The sequence below is a fragment of the Poritiphilus flavus genome (assembly GCF_009901585.1).
GTDB classification, from domain to species: Bacteria; Bacteroidota; Bacteroidia; order Flavobacteriales; family Flavobacteriaceae; genus Poritiphilus; species Poritiphilus flavus.
Map to the genome: position 1 here is coordinate 294,138 of NZ_WXYO01000004.1, position 22,596 is coordinate 316,733.

Genomic DNA, 22,596 nt, shown 5'->3' on the forward strand with positions numbered 1-22,596 from the left:
GAAATCGAGGAATTGAAAATTTGTAAACGTACTAATGTACTAGCGAGCTAACCATCTAACGATCTAACCGTCTAGCAATCTATCCATCCAAGGTATGAATGTGGAATTGTAAAACTGTAAAATTGTAAAATCGAGGAATTGAGAATTCGAAAATGTAACAATTTAGCAATGAATCAATTTACCAACGATCTAACAGTCTAGCAATCTAACTGTCTAAACATCTAACCATCTAGCAATCCACAAGTCTAAAAACCCAACCGTCTAACCATCTAATCGTCCAACAATCTAACAGTCTAACCATCTAAAAATCTAACCGTCTAAAAATCTAACAGTCCAACAGTCTATCAATCCAAAAGTCTAACCGTCCAACCGTCTAGCCGTCTATCAATCCAAAAGTCTAACCATCCAACCATCTATTTAATCCGCTGTAGCAATACACTTGCGGTAAGAGCCTGTTTTTTGGTTCGATAGTTTCGTTTTTTTTCAAAATCCAGGTGGATGATCTGCCCGAAGTTTCCTTTTTGTTCCAGGCTGTAAAGGGAGAGGAGCATGCCGTTGTAAGATCCTTTTAGATCGAATGAATAGGTAAGAAGTTCGTTGGTTTCGTTAATGAAAGAATGCGGAGGATTGAAATCCATAACCTGAACGTTCTGCATCGCGCTTTCCTGTTGTAGTTTTCGGAGAAGATTGTTTTGCACGGAAGTATTACCCAGATCCATTCCGCCAAGAATGGAGTCATAATAAGCGGATTTTTGTTGTAGCAGTGATAGCTGTCGGGGTGTATCTTCCAGTGAGGAAACCCCGGTTGATAGTTGATCATACTTATCTTTCAATACCAGGGTATTCTTTATGGCAAACTGGTAGCATAAAAGCAGTACAAGGACGAGACCGCCGAAGAGTAGCTTAATTTTCATCCTATTTTTCATGAAATGTAATTTTTAGTGAAAAGCGGGAGGTGGTTTTCGATACATAATCGTAATCCATGGTTTGTACTGAGGCTATCCAGTCCAGGGCTTCCAGAGACACAATCCAATTAGAAAAATGGTCGGCGTCCTTAGAAATTCCTTTGACGAGAAGTACCCGCTCATCTACCTGAATCGGGCTCGACTCCTTGACGGCCTTTTCCAGAGGTTGGTAGATCAATTGATCCAGAAGAACAGAAGCAGGCAGGGTTTGAGCGATTTGATCCAGGTAAAACGTGGCCCGGGAATTTGAAGAAGACTGCAGCAGCGCCAGGCGCTCTTCCTTTTTGCTGACATCTGTTTCTAATTCCTTAAGCCTGCTGATCTTTGAGTTGTTTACCTCCATAGTTTCTGTAAGGCTGGATACTTGGCTGTGATAGTGATCAAAGAAAAGAAAATTCACTAGTAAAAGGGTAAGTACAAATATCAGGGAAGCCCTGAATGAGAACCGGAATATCCTTTGGTCTCCAAACTCTGTTCTTAAAACCTTGTTTTGAGCTAAAAAGTTACTGCTGGCTGCTGTAGAACCTATCTGACCGAGGATCCCACCAAAAGCTAACATCTCCTTATGACTAAGCGCTAATCCATTGATCTCCTGTTCCGAAATTGCAGTACTAAATGCTTGTATGGAAATAATCCTATGGTTCAATATTTCCAGCTGGTAATTGGAAACTGCTATATCGGAAGAGGAATAGGACAGAAGTGCTGCCATACTACCGAGCCCAAAGTGTATAAAGTATGGAATGAGTCCTTCTTGTTTAAAGGACGCCATCAATTCATCCACATAGGTCCTCTTCACTATGGAGACTAGCGGATCACTTTCTTTTTGTATAAGCTCATAATAAAAATTTTCAAGCTTTAGGTTGGGGAAAGCCCCATTTACTATGGCTTCCGGATTTGAATTGGTCGATGGCCCAACCAGCTTCGTCAGCACCTGTGAAGTATTAATTATGATTACAAGGGGAGCCGTCTTGGGAACCACTTCGGCCAGGCTTTCCAGGGAATTAAACGATCCTCGATTAGCGATGTGCAATTCGTCTGCAGCTTGCTTTATCACCAGCAATTCATATGAGATGCCAGACGAATTTTCGGTGATCTCAACACCAGAAAATACCTTGCCTTGTTTGATATGTTTTAGCAAGCCAGTCAGCATTAATAGATCACTGTTGGTTTTATCAATATGGTCAGCTTCTGCTTGGTATCTTCCCTTCTGCGCTTGCTGAATAACCATTTAATTACCGGGACCCGGGCCAAAAGAGGTACTCCATTACCACTGTCGTTCTTGAGCTTCTCTTCCAGGCCTCCCAGGATGGCAAGGTCCTGGTTTTGCATACGTATGATGGAACTAAATTCCCTGGACGTAAGCCCCGGTGGCGCGTCTTCTTCGATTCGCTCCCCGCTGAAATCGGATTGGATCACATTGATGTCCAAAGTTACCTGACCATTTCCTGATACCAGCGGTTTAATGCTCACGGCCAATTCCGCGTCAATTGGAGCATAATTCCGTACTTCAGAAGCCGTAGGGATCTGAGACCCAAAGAAATTCTGATTGGTGATCACGTAGTATGTGGTCTCCCCAATGGAGAGATTGGCCCGGTGCCCGTTAAGCGTGGATAATTTAGGTGTAGAGCGGATGCGGATATTGCCGTTCTCCTCCATCGCCTTTATGGTAGCAAAAAAATCCGGTACCACCCGTCCGATATTAAAAGATCCGAAACCGTCAAAACCCCCGATGATCTTGTTCACGGTATTCGCGCCAAGTGTGAGGTCTGTTTCCGGGAAAAGTTTTCCCTGAGTACTTACAGGCTGGTCTCCAATACCCCAACTAATTCCCGTTTCCACCGTAGCAGATCTTTTTACTTCCAGTATCATGACCTCGATCAGGACCACAGGTACGGGTTTATCTATTTCACGGATAAACTTTTTAAAACGATTAATGTTAGAAGAAGGTCCACTTACCAGGAAGCTGTTGAGCTCAAAATCCACTTTGATGTCCAGATCCGCCTTGATCTCATCCGGGAGAATGTTTACCAGGGCTTCTGCTCCGTCCGCATAGTTGGAAAAGCCCGAACTCCTGGTATTCACAGACCTCCGGTTTATATTGGTGTTTTGATTCTGAAAATTGTTTTGTCCATTGCTGCCAAAAAAATTTACATTGGCACTGCTCGTTCTTCCTGCTGAACGATATCCTCCGGAAAAGGAGGAGGGGTCGCTGAGTAGCTCCACTGAGCGATACATCAGTTGTACGATCTCTACCTCACGTAGGCTTAGCTGGTCTGCAGTACCGAAAAAGTAGATGTTGTTTTCTTTCTTAAAAGTAAAATGTACCGGGAGAGAAGCGGCAGCCTGAACATTCCCTCTGGCAGGCCTTGAAGCTTGTGCATCCGGGACCTGACTAAAAGGAGAAGAATTCTGCTTGCTCTCAAAAATGTGCGTCAACAGATCGTCAAAGAGGATATTTGTAGCATTGAAGGTAACGTTTCCGGCCTCTTCCAAAGGTGTAGCGGTATATACATCCAACTTCAGGTCGAAGCTTAGTTCCTTTATTATGGAAGCGATCGGAGTGTTGATGAAATCAACATGAAGTATTTTGTTCACCGTATCCAGCACCTGGTAATTCAGGGGACTTTTACCCAAGCTCCTCCGGACCCGGCTGTTGTTACTCACGGGATCGTCTAAACGATTAAAAAGATAAAAACCATCCCTGGATTTGGAGAACGACAGTTGGTGCATGACCGCCAACTTCTCCATGGCCGCATCAAAAGGAACATTGTTTATATATAGATTCAGCGGCTGATTTTCCATGCCCTGTGAGAACAGTAGGTTCTTTCCGGATACGTCCATGATCTTCCGAAATACTTTTCCCAGGGCATCATTCTGCAGGTCTAAAGAAAGTGTCTGATCAGTTGGGTTGAAACGAACGAGAACTTCCTTCTCAAATACCTTTTCCACCGGCGGGATATAGCGTTTTACAAAGAGGATATTCCCGGTAAAATCTATATCGAGATCGTATTGTTTACAAAGGAAGACCAAAAGATCTGCCACTGTAACATCAGAGAAATTGTTGACAATGGTGATGTTTGAAATATCCGGAGATACACTGAGATTCAGTCCGTGTACTTTAGAGACCGCTATCAGGAAATTTGGCAGGGTTACATTGGTAACGTTGATCTCCAGCTTTAGCTGTTCCTTTAACTCGGTATTTTCCAGTGAAAGGACCTCCAATTTGTTTTGTATCTGCAGTATTCGGTCTGGCTGCTGGGCATGCAGCTTCAAGCATACCAACAGAAGCAGCAACAAAGCAAAACTTCGTAATATGGAAGGTCGATTTGGTTTGTATTTTGGGTAGGGGGTCATTGATCTTAAACTTGGGTTGGTTCATTCGGTAAGCAAGGGATACACCTCTTCAATAGAGGTAATCCCACTTCTTACCAGCGCTATGGCATTTTCCTGCAGTGTGGTGATATCGTGATCTTCTAAATAGTCTTCAATTTCCAGGGCGTTGGATTTTATAGGCCCCATCAGCGGTTTACCTACGGGCAGGATCTCATAAATGGCTTTCCTTCCCTTATAGCCGGTATGGTGACAGGAATTGCAGCCCTGTGCTTCATAATGGTGATTCATACCCTCAGGGATCTGGAAACCTTCAGGAAATAATTCCGGTCTGATCTCTGATCGTTGTTTACAGTCTTCGCAAAGCACACGGACCAGCCTTTGGGCCACGCTGAGGTTTAGTGTATTTGCAATAAGAAAAGATGGGACTCCCATATCGATAAGCCTGGAAACCGTTGCCCAGGCAGAGTTGGTGTGAATGGTAGACAATACCAGGTGCCCGGTAAGCGCGGCCTTGATGGCCATATTGGCGGTCTTGGCATCGCGGATCTCTCCGACCATAATGATGTCGGGGTCCTGTCTTAGGAAGGTCCGCAAGGCACTGACAAAATCCAGTCCTATGTTTTCTTTGAGTTGTACCTGGTTTATACCGTCCAGGGTGTATTCAATAGGGTCTTCTATGGTTAATATGTTCGTCTTCCCGGTGTTCAGATGTTTAAGGGTGGCGTAGAGCGTAGTGGTCTTTCCGGAACCGGTAGGGCCGGAGATCAGTATGATGCCATGAGGTTTTTTAACCCCCTCCAAATAGCGTTGAAGTTCTTTTTCCGTAAACCCGAGTTGATCCAGGTCCAGGGCTCCGGTGTCTTTGCTCAGAAGGCGTAGTACTAATTTTTCCCCGTACAGAGTGGGGAGGGATGATACCCTAATATCAAATTCGCCCTGTGCCATCTGTACAGTGATCCGGCCGTCCTGTGGCAATCTTTTTTCTGCAATATCCAGATCGGCTTTGATCTTTATCTTATTAATTATGGTGGGGTATTCTTCCAGTGGGATGCTGAACTGTTCCAGTAATTTCCCATCAAGGCGGAAACGAACCCGACAACGTTTTTCATAGGGTTCAAAATGGATGTCACTGCTGCCGATGTGTTTGGCGTTCAACAGAATTTTTTCCAGGAAATCCGGCGTGTATTCCAGGCTGGCACTTTCGTTGGCCTGCCCGATGCGATAATTGACCGCCAGGTAACGCTGAAGCTCTTCTTTTTCACAGGGCTCCAGTTGCACTGCAGTATCCAGTACGATCCGTAATTCCGATAACAAATTCTCCAATGCTTCCTGATCCGTTTTAAAGCACAGACCTTCTTCCTGCTCGGCTATAGGGACGATGCGGTAATGAAACGCCTGTTCCGCTGTGATGCGTTGTTTCAAATGAGCGGGTATGTGATAGGAGTCGGACATTAAAGGGTGTAAAGGGATGGTAGTCCCGGAATGAGACTGGTTAACATCAGGCCGGTAAGGAACAATCCCATGAGTCCGGCCAGGGGTATGGTCTTGTTTGTGAGACGCTTCCTTGCCAGTGAAAAAAAGAACAGGGAAAACAGCAGGCTGCAAACGAATAAGGTGACAAAGGTAAAGGTGGGGAAGCCCAGTGCGAAGGCATAGAAGAACAGTACATCTCCCAGACCAATACTGTGATTCAAAAAGGCCTTACCCCTAATGAAGTGCGTGTATATATAGAGGATCAGGATCATAAAACTCACTAATATCAGATTGGTAAAAATATTCCAGAGAAAATCCTGCAGAAAGGTGCTTTTAAGGTACAAGGTTGCCAGCAGTGCCGCCGTAAGCGGGAATAGAATCCACAATACCGCTCTTTCCCGGAAATCCTGTACGGCAATACTGCCGCAAAGCAGTGCGATGCTCAATTTTAGGAAGATCATCAGTCCTTTACGATTTGTCTGGGATTCCCATTCTCATCGATCTCCCATACATTGAGTATGCCGTCTCCGTCAAAATCTGTCACGGCTTCTGCCCGTGCCTTGAAGGAAACGTTGTCGGCACTAAGGATCTCGTAGCGATAGTTTGCCGTTCCATTTTCCTTTACCGTACGCGGCGGTTCAAAATCGAGTTCCGCCAGCTCAGGACTGTAGCGGCTATACATATAGCTGTAAGAGGTCTGGGCATTGTAGATAGCCTTCAGTTGGGTCTGGGCTTCTATGCTCTTTGCCTTGGAAATAAGGGGCATCAGATTAGGCAAAGCCAGTAAAAGCAGTATTCCGATGATGGCGAGTGCAATGAGGGTTTCCTGAAGATTTAGGGCGGGGATTCTTTTCTGAAATGCTAGCATGTTCTCAGTATTAAGTTAGGTAAATTCGGGTTCTAGTATAACTAAAAAATGTGGGTATTATTATATGGAATCGGGAGAATCTTTGTATAGAAATCTATGAAATGTAGTTCATCGAAAAACAGAATAAAACTTTGAAAAAGTCAATAAAATATTACTATTTAGCAATTCAATTCCCAAATTCAAGTAAGAAAAAATTTATAAAAATGTAATCTTTTATCTAACTTTAACCCTAATCTTAACCTGTTATTTATGCAAACTTTCTCAACACTCACCATTTCTTCTTTAATAACGAAAATCCAAAATTCATTCACAGTAGCGAAGCCTTCATGAGCTGGAATGAATTTCAAAGAATAACCTTATAAAAAGGATAAGACTTAGTCAACCGTCATCCTTTTAATCTAACTATATCAACGACATACCCATTCCAGGTGTATGCACTGATATTGAAAAGAATTATGTCTAAAATAGAATTTAAACCTACTATCAAGATACCATGATTTCAATTCAATCACCCAGTTTAAAAACTTTACTCCTTAACCCAAAACTTAATATCAATCTTAAATCCAGAACTATGATAAATTTCAGAACGCTATGGACCGTCTTAGCCTTGGTTTCAATTACTTCAACAGCCTTCGCACAGCAATCTCCCATATATTTAAACTGTGGTAGTACCAGCAGTGCTACCCATAATAGTATCACTTATGCCGCGGACCAATACTACAGCGGTGAACTCGACTTCGTCAGTACCCATGTAACCAATCCCGAACCGTTCAAAAGTATCCGGTATACCAAGACCCCTACAACAGGTTCCCATGTTATGGACTACAAGATACCCGTGGCTAACGGGGATTACGACGTTACACTTCATTTTTTGGAGATCTACTTTGGCGTAAGTGGAAGCGGAGGTGTAGGAAGTCGCGTGTTCGATGTCAGCATTGAAGGTCAGTTACTTGAAGACGACCTGGATATCTACAACCAGGTAGGTGGTAACGTGGTTTACAGCCCTACACACACCGTAACGGTTAGCGATGGAGAATTGACCATTGATTTTGTTGCTAGTGTGGGTGACCCAATAATTTCAGCTATCGAAGTAGTGGAAAATACTTCAGGTGGGGGAGGAAGCACCGGCGGCTTTTGGACACAGGATTCCAGCAACAACTTATCCTATACCACAGGTAATGTGAGTATCGGAATAGCTAATCCCGGAACCTACAAATTGGCGGTTGATGGACATGTCCGTGCCCGCGAGGTCCGGGTAGACAATGATGTTTGGCCGGACTATGTTTTTGAGGAAGACTATGAATTACCAAGCCTTGAGGAAGTGGCAAAACATATCCAACAGAAAGGTCACCTTATAAATATTCCTTCTGCATCAGAGATAGAGACCAACGGTCTTGAGTTAGGTGAGATGAACAAATTGCTTCTGGAAAAAGTTGAGGAATTGACGCTTTATCTATTGGAGCAGCACAAAACACAGCAGCTTTTGGAAGAACGCATAAAATTCCTGGAAAATCAGGCGAAGCGATAAGCCCAATAATTCTTCACATCTAAATTTTCAAGAGACTATGTATTCTAAAATAGTAATAGCAGGACTATTCCTGGTAAGTTTTTTTGGCCTTGCTCAAACCGGAAGTCAAGATGGCTTTTATCAGGAGGAGTTGGACAAACTTGTGAAAGTGCCTAATTCTCCGGAAGCCGAAGCCTTTAGTAAGTATGGGGATACCGATGTAAGTATGTATTCGGGAACACCTAACATTTCGATTCCTTTACATATAATAGAAGGAAGTGAAATGAATTTTCCATTATCGCTGACCTATGATGCTTCTGGTATTAAAGTAGAACAACTGGCTACCTGGGTTGGACTGAGCTGGAACCTGAATGCCGGGGGTAGAATTACCCGAATTGCCAATGGCCTTCCTGATGACTATATCAATGGGGGTTACAAGACTATTAATGACAGCCGTGTGGTTGATTCAATTGCGAGTTATTTAGCGAATACAAGCAAACAGTTCGGTACTGAACAGGAAGTCCAAGGATATTTTAAGTTTCTGGACAGCATAAATAAGAATTTAATTGATGCCCAACCTGATATCTACAAAGTTAGTGCTCCGGGGCTCAATACTACCATAGTCTTTGACACTAATGATAACAACCAGCCCAAGTCTTTGGATAACCCTCGGATTAGAATTGATCAGGTAAACAGGAGTACTTTAGGATATAATCAAATTATTGGATGGGAGATAACCAATGAGGATGGAACCAAATATCATTTCAATCAAACCGAGCTGACTAAGAGAAACGGAAACGATACTTCTGTAAATGGCGTAATTTCTAATGAGTATGTCTCTTCCTGGCTTTTAACAAAAATCGAAAGCGCTAATAGAAAGGATTTATTTGAATTGGAATACGTCAGCATGGGGTATTGGCCCCAGGAGCAGCTGGCATCTACAGCTTTGAGAGCTACTACCACTATTTTGGATTTTGTCACTTACTACCCGGAAAGTTCGGTTGCCGAGCGCTTCGGAGGAGGTGCGGGCTATTTTGTAGACCAGTCGTTCTTGAGCAGCATTAAACATAACAATAGGGTGGTAGCTGATTTATCAAGGGGGTCACGTGATGATATTGATAACAATGGCACCAATGCACGCTTATCCGACATAACATTCTATGACTATGCAGGAAGTACTATTAAAAGCATAAGCTTTCTGAATAACAGTTATTTCAACAGCGATGCCAACAACGGTTCACCTACCAATTATCTGGACATTCGTCTGAAATTGGACGGTTTGCAGATTAAAGGAGGAGATGGCGTGGTATATCAAAATTACAAGTTTGAATACGACAGACCAGATCAACTTCCATCACGCTCAGATAAAGGCCAGGATTTTGCCGGTTATTATAACGAAGCGAGCAATTCCGTACTATATCCAAAATATGAAACAGGAAATTTTGTATTCGAAGGTGCAGACAGAGAACCTAATGCGGATAAAGCCAAAATAGGATTGCTAAAAAGGTTAATGTATCCCACTGGTGGGTATAGCGAGTTTAGTTTTGAGGGAAATCTTGCGGAGGTGAATGAGATAAATCAAATTACCGAAAGTCCATCGGAAATTGAATTATCCGCAGACGATCCCACCAATGCAAATCTATATCTAACCGAAGAGGGATTCCTTCCCGATCTGCAATACGGGGATATTACAAATATCCCAAAAGTAGAAATAGGCGGATTTTTAATAGAAGAACAGGATTTCTATGATATTTCCTTTACCGGATCTGCTTTAAATGCGGATATAGAAGCACATTTGGTGTATTTCGGCAGTGCCGATTGTGACCCGCAATGTTTTAGTAACATAGACCCGAAAAGGTTCACGGACTATGAGACGATGCCCAGTGAACATGTACCGTGGCGTAGTGAGAATAAGGTCACTGAGTCTGTGGAGCTTCTCAAAGGAAAATACAAGATCCTGATTCTTTTGGACGAAAATAGTCAGGGGAATTATGATAACATCACCTGGAGGATTAGTCGTCAAATTAACGTCACCAGTATAAATAATTTAGATCAGGGTGGAGTTCGAATTGCCTCCATAATTGATTATGATGCAGATGGTAAGCACCTAAAGGGCAAAAAATATGAGTATGTTAAAAGTAAAATAAATTTCAAACCAGAGCTGTCTACCCTCAAGGGATATGGGAGCAATTTGGCTCTGGTAAGAACGGTTTCGTATCCTAAAGGAGATGAACCCATTGTGGTATATCCTAAAGTAAGGGAGTATCAGGTCGATTCCCTGGGAGTATCCGAAGGTTTTGTGGAGTTTAATTTCTACGACGCAGACAAAGGACTGGTTCCGAGACCGAATCATCCTTTTGAAAACAATTACTACCCTGGACTTACAGGCGGAGAAATAGAAAGTCAGATCACTTATAACGACAGTACTGAAGTTGTCGCCACTAAACATATTGACTATTTTGAGACCTACAACCGACCTATAAAAGTAAACGGTTTGACCGTCTTTTATGAAGCTGAACATATTGGAGATTATATATGTATTAAGGATGAGGGGAGTTATTTTACCTATAGCAATGTACAGGGACAGGAATGTGGCGATGGCATATCCAGTCCCGAATATGGCGTAAATTTTTGTAACCCTACACCTTGTCAGAATTGGGCTTCCTGGATGGATACCCAATACGGTGGTTTGGTATTTCGAGAAACCTTTGTAAATGGTGCTTATGGAGGTGTTTCCGTTACTAGGGACTCACTTTTCTTTAAGGACCCCTTAGATAATGTTCAGGTAATAACACAAGTGGCAGAGACGGAGTATGAAGACAGCCTATATCTACCTAAAAAAAGCAGAACTGTGGACAGCAGAGGGGAGGTCTTGGAAACAACATATACCTATCCTCACGAATTTCCAACAGACTATGCCAGCCTGATAAGTAAAAACGATCTGACAGAGGTGGTTAAGTCCAAAACTGTAAAGTTGGATACTCTTGGAACTCAACTTCAATTCGTTGCTTCCAGGAAGCAGGATTATTTTACCTCGGGTGCCGTAGTTCTACCATCCAAAATATATACTAGCAAGATTGGAGATGCTGACACGGATATGGAAGAAAGGGTGGAAGTTACCTATTACTCCAACGGCAATGTAAAGGAAACCCGTAAAACTAACGGATCCACAACGGTATATATCTGGGGATACAACGATGACATTTATCTTTTAGCAACCTTGGAAAATACTACTTATAATGATGTTTCCTCATATATAAGCAATCTTCAAACGCTGTCCATTGCAGATACTGATAATTGTAAAGTATCTACTTGTAAAGAGGAGCTATTGCGGCAGGGTCTGAATAACCTTAGAACTCAGGTTCCGGAAGCCATGATTACCACTTACACTTATGATCCTTTAATTGGAGTAACCAGTATTACAGACCCAAAGGGTTATACCATTTATTATGAGTACGATAGTGCCAATCGCCTTAAAGCCGTAAGAGACGCCAATAATAATTTGATGTCCGATTACGAATACCAGTACATGCAACCCTCTTCCAACTAAGCCCCATAAATACGATACTTATGAAAACGCAATTTATAAAGATAAACCTATCGTCTATGCGTCTTCTGACGCTATGCCTAATGATATTGTGCCCGCTTCTGGTCGCAGCCCAAACAATTCCTATTAACGGGGCAGGTTCCGTTGTTGAGGGTGAGCTGGAAGTATATTCAATCGATGTCGGCACACCTCCGATTACATGGACAGTTACCGGGACAACAGAAATCGTTTCCGGACAGAACACCACTCAAGTAACCATCCGCAAAACAGGAGGAGCTGCTTTCTCGCTTCAGGTGCAGGTGGGATCTAATACCGGGTCCAGGCTGCTTACGGTAATTCCGGGAAAACCTACCATCCCTACCTCGACGACCGCAGACTGTGCGGTGACCCTAAGCAGGACGAATCCTCCGTCTGACATTACCTGGTATTGGCAAACGAGTACCCTTGGGACTAATATTACAAACTCTGCGCAAAGTTTTAATCCTACCTCCAGTCAGACCTATTATCTGAGAGGAAAAAACGACGAACCAGGTGGAGCCTGGGGTGAAGCTTCGGATGGAGTATCTATTACCTTGCCCACCTCACCCTCTCAGCCGACGGTCAATAAAACTGATCTAAGTTGTACCATTGTTACTGGGAGTATTACGGTTACCTCGCCCACTGGGGGTGGAAATACCTACAGTTTTGATAACGGCAGCACGTATCAGAGTAGTGCCACTAAAAATGGTTTAAGCTCCGGGACCTATATCGTAAAGGTTAAGAACACTGAAGGCTGCGTCTCACCCGGGCAATCGGTAACAATAGCTGCAGCACCTCCTTCCCCGGATAAACCGGTTTTATCGGGTCCAGACCCGCTCTGTGTCCAGGGAACCGGCAGCATAACCGTATCCTCCCCAACAGGGGCTGGACTTACCTACAGTTTTGACGACGGAGCTACTTATCAGAGTAGTGCTACTAAATCCGGCCTGGTTCCAGGGACCTATGCGGTACGTGTAAAAAATTCGGACGGCTGTGTTTCTCCAAGCACCATTGCTACTTTAGTGGGGGGGCCTGATCAACCTAGTGTGACTGAGTCGAACCCTGGTTGTGCTGAGGTTACGGGAAGCCTTACCGTAACTTCCCCAACAGATAGTGGCAATACCTATAGTTTCGACAATGGAGCAACCTATCAGACCAGTGTCACCAAATCAGGCCTTGCTCCGGGAAACTATACCGTCTTGGTTAAGAATTCCACAGGTTGTGTCTCCGTTGCGGCTACTGCAACCATTCTCACGCCACCGCCTGCACCGGCCCAGCCGACGGTCCAAAAAGAAGATCCTGATTGTTCCATAAATACAGGAACGATCACAATTATTCCGCCTACAGCAGACAATTATACCTATAGTTTTGATAACGGGGTAACCTTTGGAACCGGGAACAATAAGCTTGGAGTAGCTCCTGGAACCCATACGGTCTTCATAAAGAATGACGCAGGATGTATTTCACCTGCCGCTTCAGTGACCATCAATCCTGCTTTGGTGGTACCTACTGCTCCCGCTGTGGGTTCCTTTGTGCAACCGGATTGCAACAACTCTAATGGTAGTTTTGTAATCACTGATTATGACAGCAGTTATACCTATACCTTAAATCCAGGTAATATCCCGGTATCTCAAAGCACGGTAACCGCTTCGGTAGGGACCTATACGCTATCAGCCACTTCGGCCGATGGTTGTACCGGTCCAACGACCGATATCCTACTTAGTATTGCAGGGGTTTCACCTCCAACGCTAGGCGTAGTTACACAACCGGTCTGTGCAGGTGAAAAAGGAACTTTTACAATCACGGATTACAATAGTACCTATTCATACACGACTAATCCCTCTACGGGTGTTAGCATTTCAAATACAGGAGTGGTAACAGCACCAGCCGGGACTTATGCCGTATCCTATACCACAGGTAACTGTTCCTCGGGGGCTTCGGAAACGCGGACCGTCATTGCTTCGGCCAATACGGGAGGAGATTGTGTAACGCTACCAACAGTGGTATACACTGGTGAAAACTACCTTTATAGCCGCACCTATCAAAAAACAGCACAGGAGATGCTGGCCGATGAGAGTATTGATCAGGATAATTTCGCGTTTTTTACAGCATCTGAAGGTGTAGTACAAGAGATTAGCTATTTTGACGGTCTGGGCAGGCCGATTCAACAAATAGGAATTGACCAATCCCCCAATATTTCAGGAAACTTTGGGGATATTATAACCCATATGGCATATGACAACTATGGCCGTATGGATAAAGATTGGCTACCGGTACCTGAGACAACGGATGCCTTAGGCAGCTATCGTACCCAGGACTTAGAGGCATTAACCCGGCAACATTATAAAAACCATCCGGATTATGGGAACGATTTTCCCACCCTTTCGGTAACCGAGGCAAACGCTTACTCCAAAAAGGAGTTCGAATCCTCACCTCTGAGCAGGGTATTAAAACAAGCCGCCCCGGGCGAAGACTGGAAACTGAACCCTGGAGCTGAAGACCATAGTATCGAGTTCGAATATCTGGCTAACAAGCAGGGGGATGCCGATAGCTTTAGTACCGCAGATGACAATGTTCGCCTTTTTAGGGTTACCACGGTATTGGCCAACAACACTTTTACGCCCGCCCTGGTGCTCGATACTGATCCGGTAACAGCACAAACAGAATTTTACCGCCAGGGTGAACTTTACAAAAATGTGACCAAAGACGAAAACCACGAATTGGTTGACGGTAAGCTACATGCCACCGAAGAGTTTACTGACAAACAGAACCGTGTAGTATTAAAACGCACCTATGCCAATGTTGGATTGTCGGTCGAGGCCCACGATACTTATTATGTTTATGATGACTTTGGGAATCTCACTTATGTGTTATCTCCCAAGGTAGATACCTCAGATGGAGTAAGCCAAACGGAACTGGACGAACTTTGCTATCTATATGTTTACGACCAGCGGAACCGCCTGGTGGAAAAGAAAATACCGGGAAAAGATTGGGAGTATATTATCTATAATCAATTAGATCAGCCCATTATGACCCAGGATGGCAACCAAAGGGAAAAAGATCCGAATTTGGATGAATGGCTCTTTACAAAGTATGACGCCTTTAGCAGAGTGGCCTATACGGGCAAGGCTACGAGCGTGGAAAATATGTCTCGTGCAGAGATTCAAGGGCAGGTAGACAGCCTTACGATTGACCTTTGGGTAAAGCAGGATAGTACTTCTGTCAATTACGGTGGTACGGATGTCTTTTATGATAACGGGGCATACCCTGGCAGCACTGTTACTAACCCTAAAGCAACCCTAAGCGAGATTCTGACCATTAATTATTACGACAATTATGTGTATCGCCCGACAGGAGCACCGCAGAGTGTGACCATACTCGATTCGGACCCAAGCGCGTCTAATAGTAATGATGTAAAGGGGTTGGCAACAGGAAGCAGGGTTAAAGTATTGGACCAGGTTCCGGCCAAGTGGATAAATACCTTGACCTATTATGACCAGAAAGCAAGGCCTGTTTACACTTATAGCGAGAATGAATTCCTGCAAACCACAGACATTGTGGAAAGTAGTTTGGATTTTATCGGCAAACCCTTAAAAACCCGGTCTGAACATAGCAGGGGAGCCAACACTGTGGTTACTATAGACAATTTTAGCTATGATCGCGTAGGTCGCCTTATTGCGCAAACCCAATGCATAGGAGATGGTACTATGGGAATAGCTTGCCCAGTTGACAACAGCCTGGATGCAAACCTGGTTTGGGACGCTCAAGGAAACATTGTTTCCGACCTTGAAGCTACCACAAGTATTACAGTTAGGAATGCTACGGTACTTCCGGGAACCAATGGCACTAGCTTGCGCATCACCGATGGCTCCGAGCAGGAACTCATTGTCTTTAACAAATATGATGACCTGGGTCAATTGGAGCTTAAAAAAGTGGGTGGGATCCCGAATTTTACGGATTTCAACAATTCCCAGGAATTACAGGAAGTTACATACAAATACAATGTAAGGGGCTGGTTGACGGATATTAACGATGTAGCTTCTACAGATAAGTTGTTCAACTTCAAGATCGCCTATAATAACCCGACAAATTTTGGGGGCAATGAGAATCCACCGGCCTTGTTCAATGGCAATATATCCCAAACTTTCTGGAGCACTTCGAGTACTAATAACACTGCTAATCCGGTAAGTGAAAGGTATTCCTATGTTTATGATGCCCTGAACAGGATTACATCAGCTATAGATAATACCGGGAACTACAATCTAGGTTCGGTTGAATATGACAAAAACGGAAACATTACTGAACTACAACGCTATGGGGTCAGTGGAATGGTCGACAATCTATCTTATAGCTATTTGAACTCTGAGATAAGCAACAGACTTAAGAGTGTTGGTGATGCAACAGGTGATGCAGAAGGGTTTAATAATGGAACTAATAGCGGAGATGATTATGTATACGACCCCAATGGAAATCTAACCCAGGACCTTAACAAGGGAATACAGACTGGTGGTATCAGCTATAATCATCTAAACCTACCCACAGAGGTAAAATTCGATAATAACAATCAGAAAAAGATTACCTATATTTATGATGCAACTGGCGTTAAACTTGCTAAGCAAGTGAATGACAGTGGTTCTTTGACAAATACTGAATACGCCGGTAATTTCGTCTATAGCGGTACCAGTGGTAGCGAGCAGTTACAATTCTTCAACCACCCAGAAGGGTACATAGAACCTGATGGTCTGGGAGGATACGAGTACATCTACCAGTACAAAGATCATTTAGGTAACATCCGTCTTGCATATAAGAATGTAGGAACTGCCAGTTCTCCCATACTTGAAATTCAAGAAGAGAACAACTACTATCCTTTTGGGCTCAAACACAAAGGTTATAATACGGCCCAGAATGGAAGGGATCATAAGTGGGAGTATTTAGGTCAAGAAAGTCAGGATGAATTTGGGCTGAATTGGGTTACGTTTAGATACCGAAATGCAGATCCTGCTCTTGGAAGGTTCTTTGGAGTTGATCCAATAAGTCAAGAGTATTTTTCAATTTCTACATATCAATTCGCTCATAATAATCCTGTATGGAAAGTTGAACTAGAAGGGCTTGAAGGAGGATCAACTACTGGAAAAGGCGAGGATGACACCGCTAATCATGAGCCGGTTAAGGTGAAAGAAGCTTTAGTTGGGGGAGGCATTGGAGGCGAAGCAACTAAGGAATTAACCAGAAAAGTTGTTCAAAAAAAGACAATAGAACAAGGAGTGAAAAAAGTAGCTGCTTCTGTTCTTAGAACGGCAGGGACAGTAATTACCGCGCTGCTGTTTACTAATAAAGTTCATGCTCCAGCTCCAAAGGATCATCGTTTCATGACCTTCGAAGAAGTGCAAGAAAGTGAGGAGCAAAAAATAAAAGAAGCTTCTATCGATGAGAAGTTAAGGGTTAAAAATATTGATATTGAAAATGCATCAGATGGCGAAGATTCACCGATAAGAAGAATTAACGAGGAAGATGAATCCGCCGAGGAGGGATCAGGTGAAAAGGATTTCAAATTTCCGGAAGCCAAAGAGATTTCAAAAATACTCGGTGTTGACGTGAATACGTTTCACAAGGAGATAAAACCTTTAATAAAGAAGGATTTCAAAAACGAATTAAGGAAAATTGAGTCGACAAATCCAGATGTTGGAATTGATAAAAGTGGGAACTTGGTTTTACGAAATCCTAAAACTGGTAAGACATTTTTTACGGGATTGCCAATAGATATTTATCGGCAGTAATATTAATAACTCAATTTACAAATAAGAATGATATCAGGTTTTATATATTGTATATTAACAGGAGAAACTTTTGATCCAGATGCTGTTAATAAACTTAATGGAATTAGGATAACTGATTCGCAAAAAAAAGGATCTATTGGATCAAAAGGAAGATACAAGGGTCAGGAAATACCTTTTAGTAGTGTTCAAATCGAATTGGAAAATAATAAAGATCTTACCCTAGATCAAGAGTTGGATTTAATTCTTTCCAAATTGTCTGATTATCATGGGGAAATAGCTAAGGCTGGAGTTTCTGATATTGAGCTAGCCATGAATCTTGAGTATACTAGTCAATGCAATTGGGAGTTTAGTGTTCAACAAATGAAGAAAATGGTTCATCTAGATATACATTTCTCTATATCATGCTACCCAAGGTTATGAGTACTAATCCAAATTGAGTTTTCTCCCGCTAGCGCGAGCGTCGCGTTCGTGTCTATAGGTCCTGGTCTAAGATTGGAGTTTTAAAAACGTAATGCTCTAAAGAAGGAAATTCAAAAACCACAGCAGCTATGCTGTGGTTTTGTTTTTTGTAAGTTTGATTTCCCACCAGCGCGGACGCTGGCGGTAGCGGGGGAAATTTCCGGCTTTTAGTAAATGATATTAAAGCCATTGGAATTACAACCCCCATAGAAACGCAGATGGCGCGGATTTGCAATCTATGCTATTTTCTATAAACTCATCTTCTGCATACAATATAGAGAGAAGTTTAAAAGATGTTGATAAAATAAATCTTTATGGGCACGAGCGTGACGCTCGCGCTAGCGAATGATAACTTCAAGTAACTTCCGATTCCTCAGTTTCACAGTTTTGCAATCTTGTCTCCTCTAATCATCTAACTTTCTAACAATCTATCAATCCAGTCATCCAATAGAATAGTCTAATTCCTCAATTTCTCAATTTCACGATTTTACAGTTCCACATTTCTCTGAACTTTATTATTCGGATCAGTCTGAGCTTTTTACTCCACACCATAATTTCTATTCAGATTACTTCACTAATTTCTATTCAAATTACTTCACTGCAAAAAAACTGCAGTCTGGGAGATTACTTTTGGCCGCTTTAATTAAGAAGCTTATGAAATAGCTGCGAGATGACCACACGGAAGTTACAAATCAAAAGCTACCTAATACAAATCCTAACAAAACTATGCTGAAAATCAAGATTCACCGTATCATTCTATTCTCAATGTTCAATGTTTTTTGCTACGGACAGGAGCTTCCAAAAATACTTCCTTCAAACCCGGAGGCTGCCGCAATGGGTAAATTTGGCGATATTCCGGTTGGCACATTTACCGGAGTTCCTAATATTTCCATTCCTATTATGGAACTCTCATGTAAAAGCTACAGCGTTCCAATTAGTCTTCAATACCATGCCTCAGGAATACGGGTAAACGAAATTGCCTCACGTGTCGGCTTAGGTTGGAAACTGAATGCAGGGGGATCCATTACCCGCAGTGTGCGAGGTATCCCGGACGATTACGTCACAGGCTATTTGAGTCCTGTTGTAACGGTATCACAGTTCTTGTCTTCAACTGATGTAGCAAAAGCGAATTGGATCACCAATTTTAGTTCGGAATACGATTTTGAATCGGACATCTATTACTACAATGTTCCCGGCCATAGCGGCAAATTCTTTTTCAAACAAAGCGTAATACAAAGCGGAAATCAGAACGAAAATCCGAAATATGAAATTGTCACACATCCTAAGGATGATGTCAAAATTGATTATTGGACCGAAGGAACCAAAATAACGCGCTGGGAGATAACCGCGGCCAACGGAACCAAGTATTACCTGGGGAAATCCAAAGACAGTACACGGCAGGCAAGAGATCTTTCTACTACCTACAGCACAAACGGCAGTACCTGGCCAGACCCGCCTCAGGCTCTTGAGGATTACGTAACATCCTGGCACTTAATGGACGTAGAAGCGGTAGATCAGAGCCTTACCTCATTCACTTATGATTTCTCAAACATAACCTTTTACAATATATCAGGTCAACAAAAGGAGATCCCAAAATTAGCCGGCACATCAAGTAACCCGATTAGGACCAGCTACGCCTTCAATAAAGATAAGGTACATCGCCTAACCTCAATAATTAATAATAGGGGAAGCATATTGTTTGGTTATAACCATTCGAGAACAGACCTTAAACAGGATTTTGCGCTAACCGATATAACCTTAAAGGACCTGAATAATAAAACAATCGATAATTACGCCTTAAAATATGGGTACTTTACTTCAACAAAAACTCATAACTCCAATTTTGGCAACCTGGATCAGCGTAGAAAACGATTGTACCTTCAAAATGTAAAGCAGACGCTTGAGAATGTTGATAATAAGGTCTATAGCTTTGAATATGACACCTCCCAAATATTGCCCGACAGGTTTTCATTTTCACAGGACTTTTGGGGTTATTATAACGGTCAGGACAACAGCGTTTTCTATCCGAAAATCGAATGGAATGCAGGCGTGAATAATGTATATACCACAATTGCCGGGGCCGACAGAAAAGTTTACGAAACTTATGCAAAAGCCTGTTCACTTAAAAAGATCACCTATCCTACCGGTGGCTATACAGAATTTGACTTTGAGTCCAATAAAATTGGGAATATCGATTTTTTTGGCTTGACCGAGACCAAACAGGTCACCATAGATGGTCTTAGTTCGGTAAATTCGAGCGACACAACATTTGAAAAATATATAACCGTTGCGGATCCAGATCAGTATATAGGAGGAATTAACTGGACTGTCAACATGAACAGCTGTGCCAATTCTGGTGGATTAGACTGCCCCAAGGCGGAACTATATAAAAAGATCGGGACCCAATTTGAGCTTATTGCCGCGACCAATGGGTCCAGCCTTACTCAAGGCATAGTCTTTACCGAGGGTGTGCCTCTTGAGCTTAAGATCATACTTTACAATAATTCCGGAATCTTCCCCCCAGAACCCCGTGTGGATATTTCTGCTTTTATCACCGGCCGCGAATTGATCCCCAATTCTCAGAATGGAGTCACCTCGGGTGGACTTCGCCTCAAAACTATCAAAAATTATGACCATGACGGCACTCAACTTCTGAGTAAGGAGTATATCTATACAAAATTCGATGATTCATCAACCACCAGTGGAGCCGCATTGAACCCACCAACTTTTATCTATAAGAACATGTTCTATTGCGAAGGTGGAGCTACTGGTGGCCCCGTTGATCTATTGCAGTCTAATAGTATATTCCCGTTGACAAATGGCAGTTCATATACCAGCGCCTACAGCAATGTAACTGAAATCCTGGATAACGGAAATGCAGGAAAAATTGAATATACACACCATTTCATGTATGACGGTGCCGGGGTACAGACCAATACTTTTGCAACAGGTCTGTTAGAACAAAATATCAATACCCCTCTTCAGGATTTTGCGCATAGAAGGGGACTCTTGTTGAATAAAAAGGTTTATGCGAAAAGCGGGAGTGCTTATAATCTCATAGAAGAAACCAGTAATAGTTATAACCCTCTTGGGGAAAATCTGTTGGAGCAATACGTTTCTGTGGAAAATAGAGGATGTTTCGGAGGATACTCCCCTTATAAGAATTTAAGTGAACGATTTTATCTGACCCAGACAACCACCAAAAGATATCACAGCACTGGTAATGTCACTGAGATTATCGTCTATACTCATGACTTGGGGTACAGCGGTCGAACTTTTCCGATTGAAGTGAGCCATACGGATAGCATGGGCAATTCAAAGACTACGAGGACCTATTATGCGGACGACAAATCACAGATGACCGGATTGTCTACGGTCGCATTATCTGCAATTGATAAATTAAAAGATGCAAACCGAATAACTGAACCCTTACAGACCACAATAACCCTAAAGGACAGTAATGAGGTTGTACTGTCTAAAGAAACGCAGCAAAACGCTTATAGGGATTGGGGCAATAGTATTCCTCTGTCAGAATTTCAGCGGACGTCCAAAGCAACTCAAAACCTGGAAGACAGAATACAATACCACAGTTATTACTCCAATGGAAACCCAAAAGAGATTTCTGTAAAAAGTGGCCCTCATATTGTTTATATATGGGGCTATAAAGGAGAATATCCTATTGCAAGGATAGAAAACGCCATTTACACTGATGTCTCTTCCTACGTAAGCAACCTTCAGACCCTATCCCTTGCGGATACCGATAATTGTAAGCAGTCCAGTTGCAAAGAGGAACTATTGCGTCAGGGCCTCAATGCTTTACGAACCAACCTGCCCAAGGCCATGGTCACCACCTATACCTACGACCCGCTTGTAGGGGTCACCAGCATCACAGACCCCAGGGGTAATACCACCTATTACAGTTATGATGACTTCAATCGCCTAAAAGAGGTGCGGGATGCTGATAAAAAGCTGGTCTCTGATTACCAGTACCATTATAAAAGCCAAATCCAGAATTAACCTAAAAACCGATAATACGATAAACGAATTCTTAGTGCGCTAACCTAAACGAGCTAGTGCCCGGGCCGCCCTCCCAAATCATTCTTCCAAAAACCTAAGCTTACTTATGAAACAAAGAAATTCCTATTGGTCCAGGGCCCTTATTTGCTTGCTTTTCACCCTGATCAGCGCTCCGTGCCTAAAAGGCCAATCCTTTGGCGGCTATTACATCTATGGATCTTCAACGGTTAACGTCGGAGAAGCGAATTATTACAGTATCAGCGGATCGAATATCGCTTCGGTCAGCTGGAGTTGCAGTAACAATGGAACCGTTTTATCAAGCTCCAACTACGGGGCATCGGTGCGGTTTAACGGTACCAGTAATGGAAGTGTATCGGCCTCTGTTCAGGACTCTTATGGGTCCTACCACTACGTAAGCGTATCAGTCGCTATACAGGTACGCACACCAGGCAACCCCACGGTAAGCAGCAACAACTGTGGTCAGGCCACCATAAGCCGTAGCGGTACACCCCCCACCGGGGTCCGCTGGTACTGGCAGGGCAAGAATTCCAATGGTAGCAGTACAAGTTTGGGTTATGGCAGTTCCTTTACCGTAAATCAGGGTAGTGGTACCTATTACATTCGGGCCAGAA

Annotated in this window: 12 protein-coding genes; 6 read left to right on the plus strand and 6 right to left on the minus strand. The window is 43.0% G+C overall.

Annotated features, from left to right (window positions below; translation table 11 throughout):
• Positions 1-413: 413 nt before the first annotated feature.
• Genes GTQ38_RS10250 through GTQ38_RS10275 form a run of 6 tightly spaced genes read right to left on the minus strand, consistent with a single transcriptional unit; the run spans position 414 to position 6,639 of the window.
• Positions 414-926, minus strand: coding sequence for a hypothetical protein (locus GTQ38_RS10250; protein ID WP_161435415.1), 513 nt, complete (start codon positions 924-926; stop codon positions 414-416).
• A complete protein-coding gene (locus tag GTQ38_RS10255) occupies positions 916-2,103 on the minus strand; it encodes a hypothetical protein (RefSeq protein ID WP_161435416.1) in 1,188 nt (395 codons plus the stop codon). Before GTQ38_RS10255 ends, GTQ38_RS10250 begins: the two co-directional genes overlap by 11 nt.
• 11 nt (positions 2,104-2,114) lie before the next feature.
• Complete coding sequence (locus GTQ38_RS10260) at positions 2,115-4,319, minus strand: type II secretion system protein GspD (RefSeq protein WP_161435417.1); 2,205 nt, start codon at positions 4,317-4,319, stop codon at positions 2,115-2,117.
• A 21-nt stretch (positions 4,320-4,340) separates the two neighbouring features.
• Positions 4,341-5,750, minus strand: coding sequence for a GspE/PulE family protein (locus GTQ38_RS10265; protein ID WP_161435418.1), 1,410 nt, complete (start codon positions 5,748-5,750; stop codon positions 4,341-4,343).
• Complete coding sequence (locus GTQ38_RS10270; protein ID WP_161435419.1) at positions 5,750-6,232, minus strand: general secretion pathway protein; 483 nt, start codon at positions 6,230-6,232, stop codon at positions 5,750-5,752. Before GTQ38_RS10270 ends, GTQ38_RS10265 begins: the two co-directional genes overlap by 1 nt.
• A complete protein-coding gene (locus tag GTQ38_RS10275) occupies positions 6,232-6,639 on the minus strand; it encodes a general secretion pathway protein GspG (RefSeq protein WP_161435420.1) in 408 nt (135 codons plus the stop codon). The genes GTQ38_RS10270 and GTQ38_RS10275 overlap by 1 nt, the downstream gene beginning before the upstream one ends.
• Positions 6,640-7,210: 571 nt before the next feature.
• Between GTQ38_RS10275 and GTQ38_RS10280 the strand changes: the two genes are divergently transcribed.
• The 6 genes from GTQ38_RS10280 to GTQ38_RS10305 all read left to right on the plus strand — a co-directional run.
• Positions 7,211-8,167: a malectin domain-containing carbohydrate-binding protein gene (locus GTQ38_RS10280; RefSeq protein ID WP_161435421.1), complete on the plus strand. Its 957-nt coding sequence runs from the start codon at positions 7,211-7,213 to the stop codon at positions 8,165-8,167.
• 37 nt (positions 8,168-8,204) lie between these two features.
• Positions 8,205-11,696: an RHS repeat domain-containing protein gene (locus GTQ38_RS10285; protein ID WP_161435422.1), complete on the plus strand. Its 3,492-nt coding sequence runs from the start codon at positions 8,205-8,207 to the stop codon at positions 11,694-11,696.
• Positions 11,697-11,716: 20 nt separating this feature from the next.
• Complete coding sequence (locus GTQ38_RS10290) at positions 11,717-17,488, plus strand: DUF6443 domain-containing protein (protein WP_161435423.1); 5,772 nt, start codon at positions 11,717-11,719, stop codon at positions 17,486-17,488.
• A gap of 27 nt (positions 17,489-17,515) precedes the next feature.
• The gene (locus GTQ38_RS10295; protein ID WP_161435424.1) at positions 17,516-17,908 is read left to right on the plus strand and encodes a DUF4279 domain-containing protein; all 393 of its coding nucleotides are present in this window, start codon (positions 17,516-17,518) and stop codon (positions 17,906-17,908) included.
• Between the two features lie 765 nt (positions 17,909-18,673).
• Entirely contained in the window at positions 18,674-21,964 is a 3,291-nt protein-coding gene (locus GTQ38_RS10300; protein ID WP_161435425.1) for an RHS repeat domain-containing protein, read from the plus strand.
• Between the two features lie 106 nt (positions 21,965-22,070).
• On the plus strand, positions 22,071-22,596 hold a 526-nt coding region (locus GTQ38_RS10305; protein ID WP_161435426.1), incomplete at its 3' end, for a hypothetical protein.

Coding starts and splice junctions, on each gene's coding strand:
- GTQ38_RS10275 (WP_161435420.1), bottom strand. CDS start 6,639: ATGCTAGCATTTCAGAAAAGAATCCCCGCCCTAAATCTTCAGGAAACC.
- GTQ38_RS10265 (WP_161435418.1), bottom strand. CDS start 5,750: ATGTCCGACTCCTATCACATACCCGCTCATTTGAAACAACGCATCACA.
- GTQ38_RS10280 (WP_161435421.1), top strand. CDS start 7,211: ATGATAAATTTCAGAACGCTATGGACCGTCTTAGCCTTGGTTTCAATT.
- GTQ38_RS10295 (WP_161435424.1), top strand. CDS start 17,516: ATGATATCAGGTTTTATATATTGTATATTAACAGGAGAAACTTTTGAT.
- GTQ38_RS10285 (WP_161435422.1), top strand. CDS start 8,205: ATGTATTCTAAAATAGTAATAGCAGGACTATTCCTGGTAAGTTTTTTT.
- GTQ38_RS10300 (WP_161435425.1), top strand. CDS start 18,674: ATGCTGAAAATCAAGATTCACCGTATCATTCTATTCTCAATGTTCAAT.
- GTQ38_RS10250 (WP_161435415.1), bottom strand. CDS start 926: ATGAAAAATAGGATGAAAATTAAGCTACTCTTCGGCGGTCTCGTCCTT.
- GTQ38_RS10270 (WP_161435419.1), bottom strand. CDS start 6,232: ATGATCTTCCTAAAATTGAGCATCGCACTGCTTTGCGGCAGTATTGCC.
- GTQ38_RS10290 (WP_161435423.1), top strand. CDS start 11,717: ATGAAAACGCAATTTATAAAGATAAACCTATCGTCTATGCGTCTTCTG.
- GTQ38_RS10260 (WP_161435417.1), bottom strand. CDS start 4,319: ATGACCCCCTACCCAAAATACAAACCAAATCGACCTTCCATATTACGA.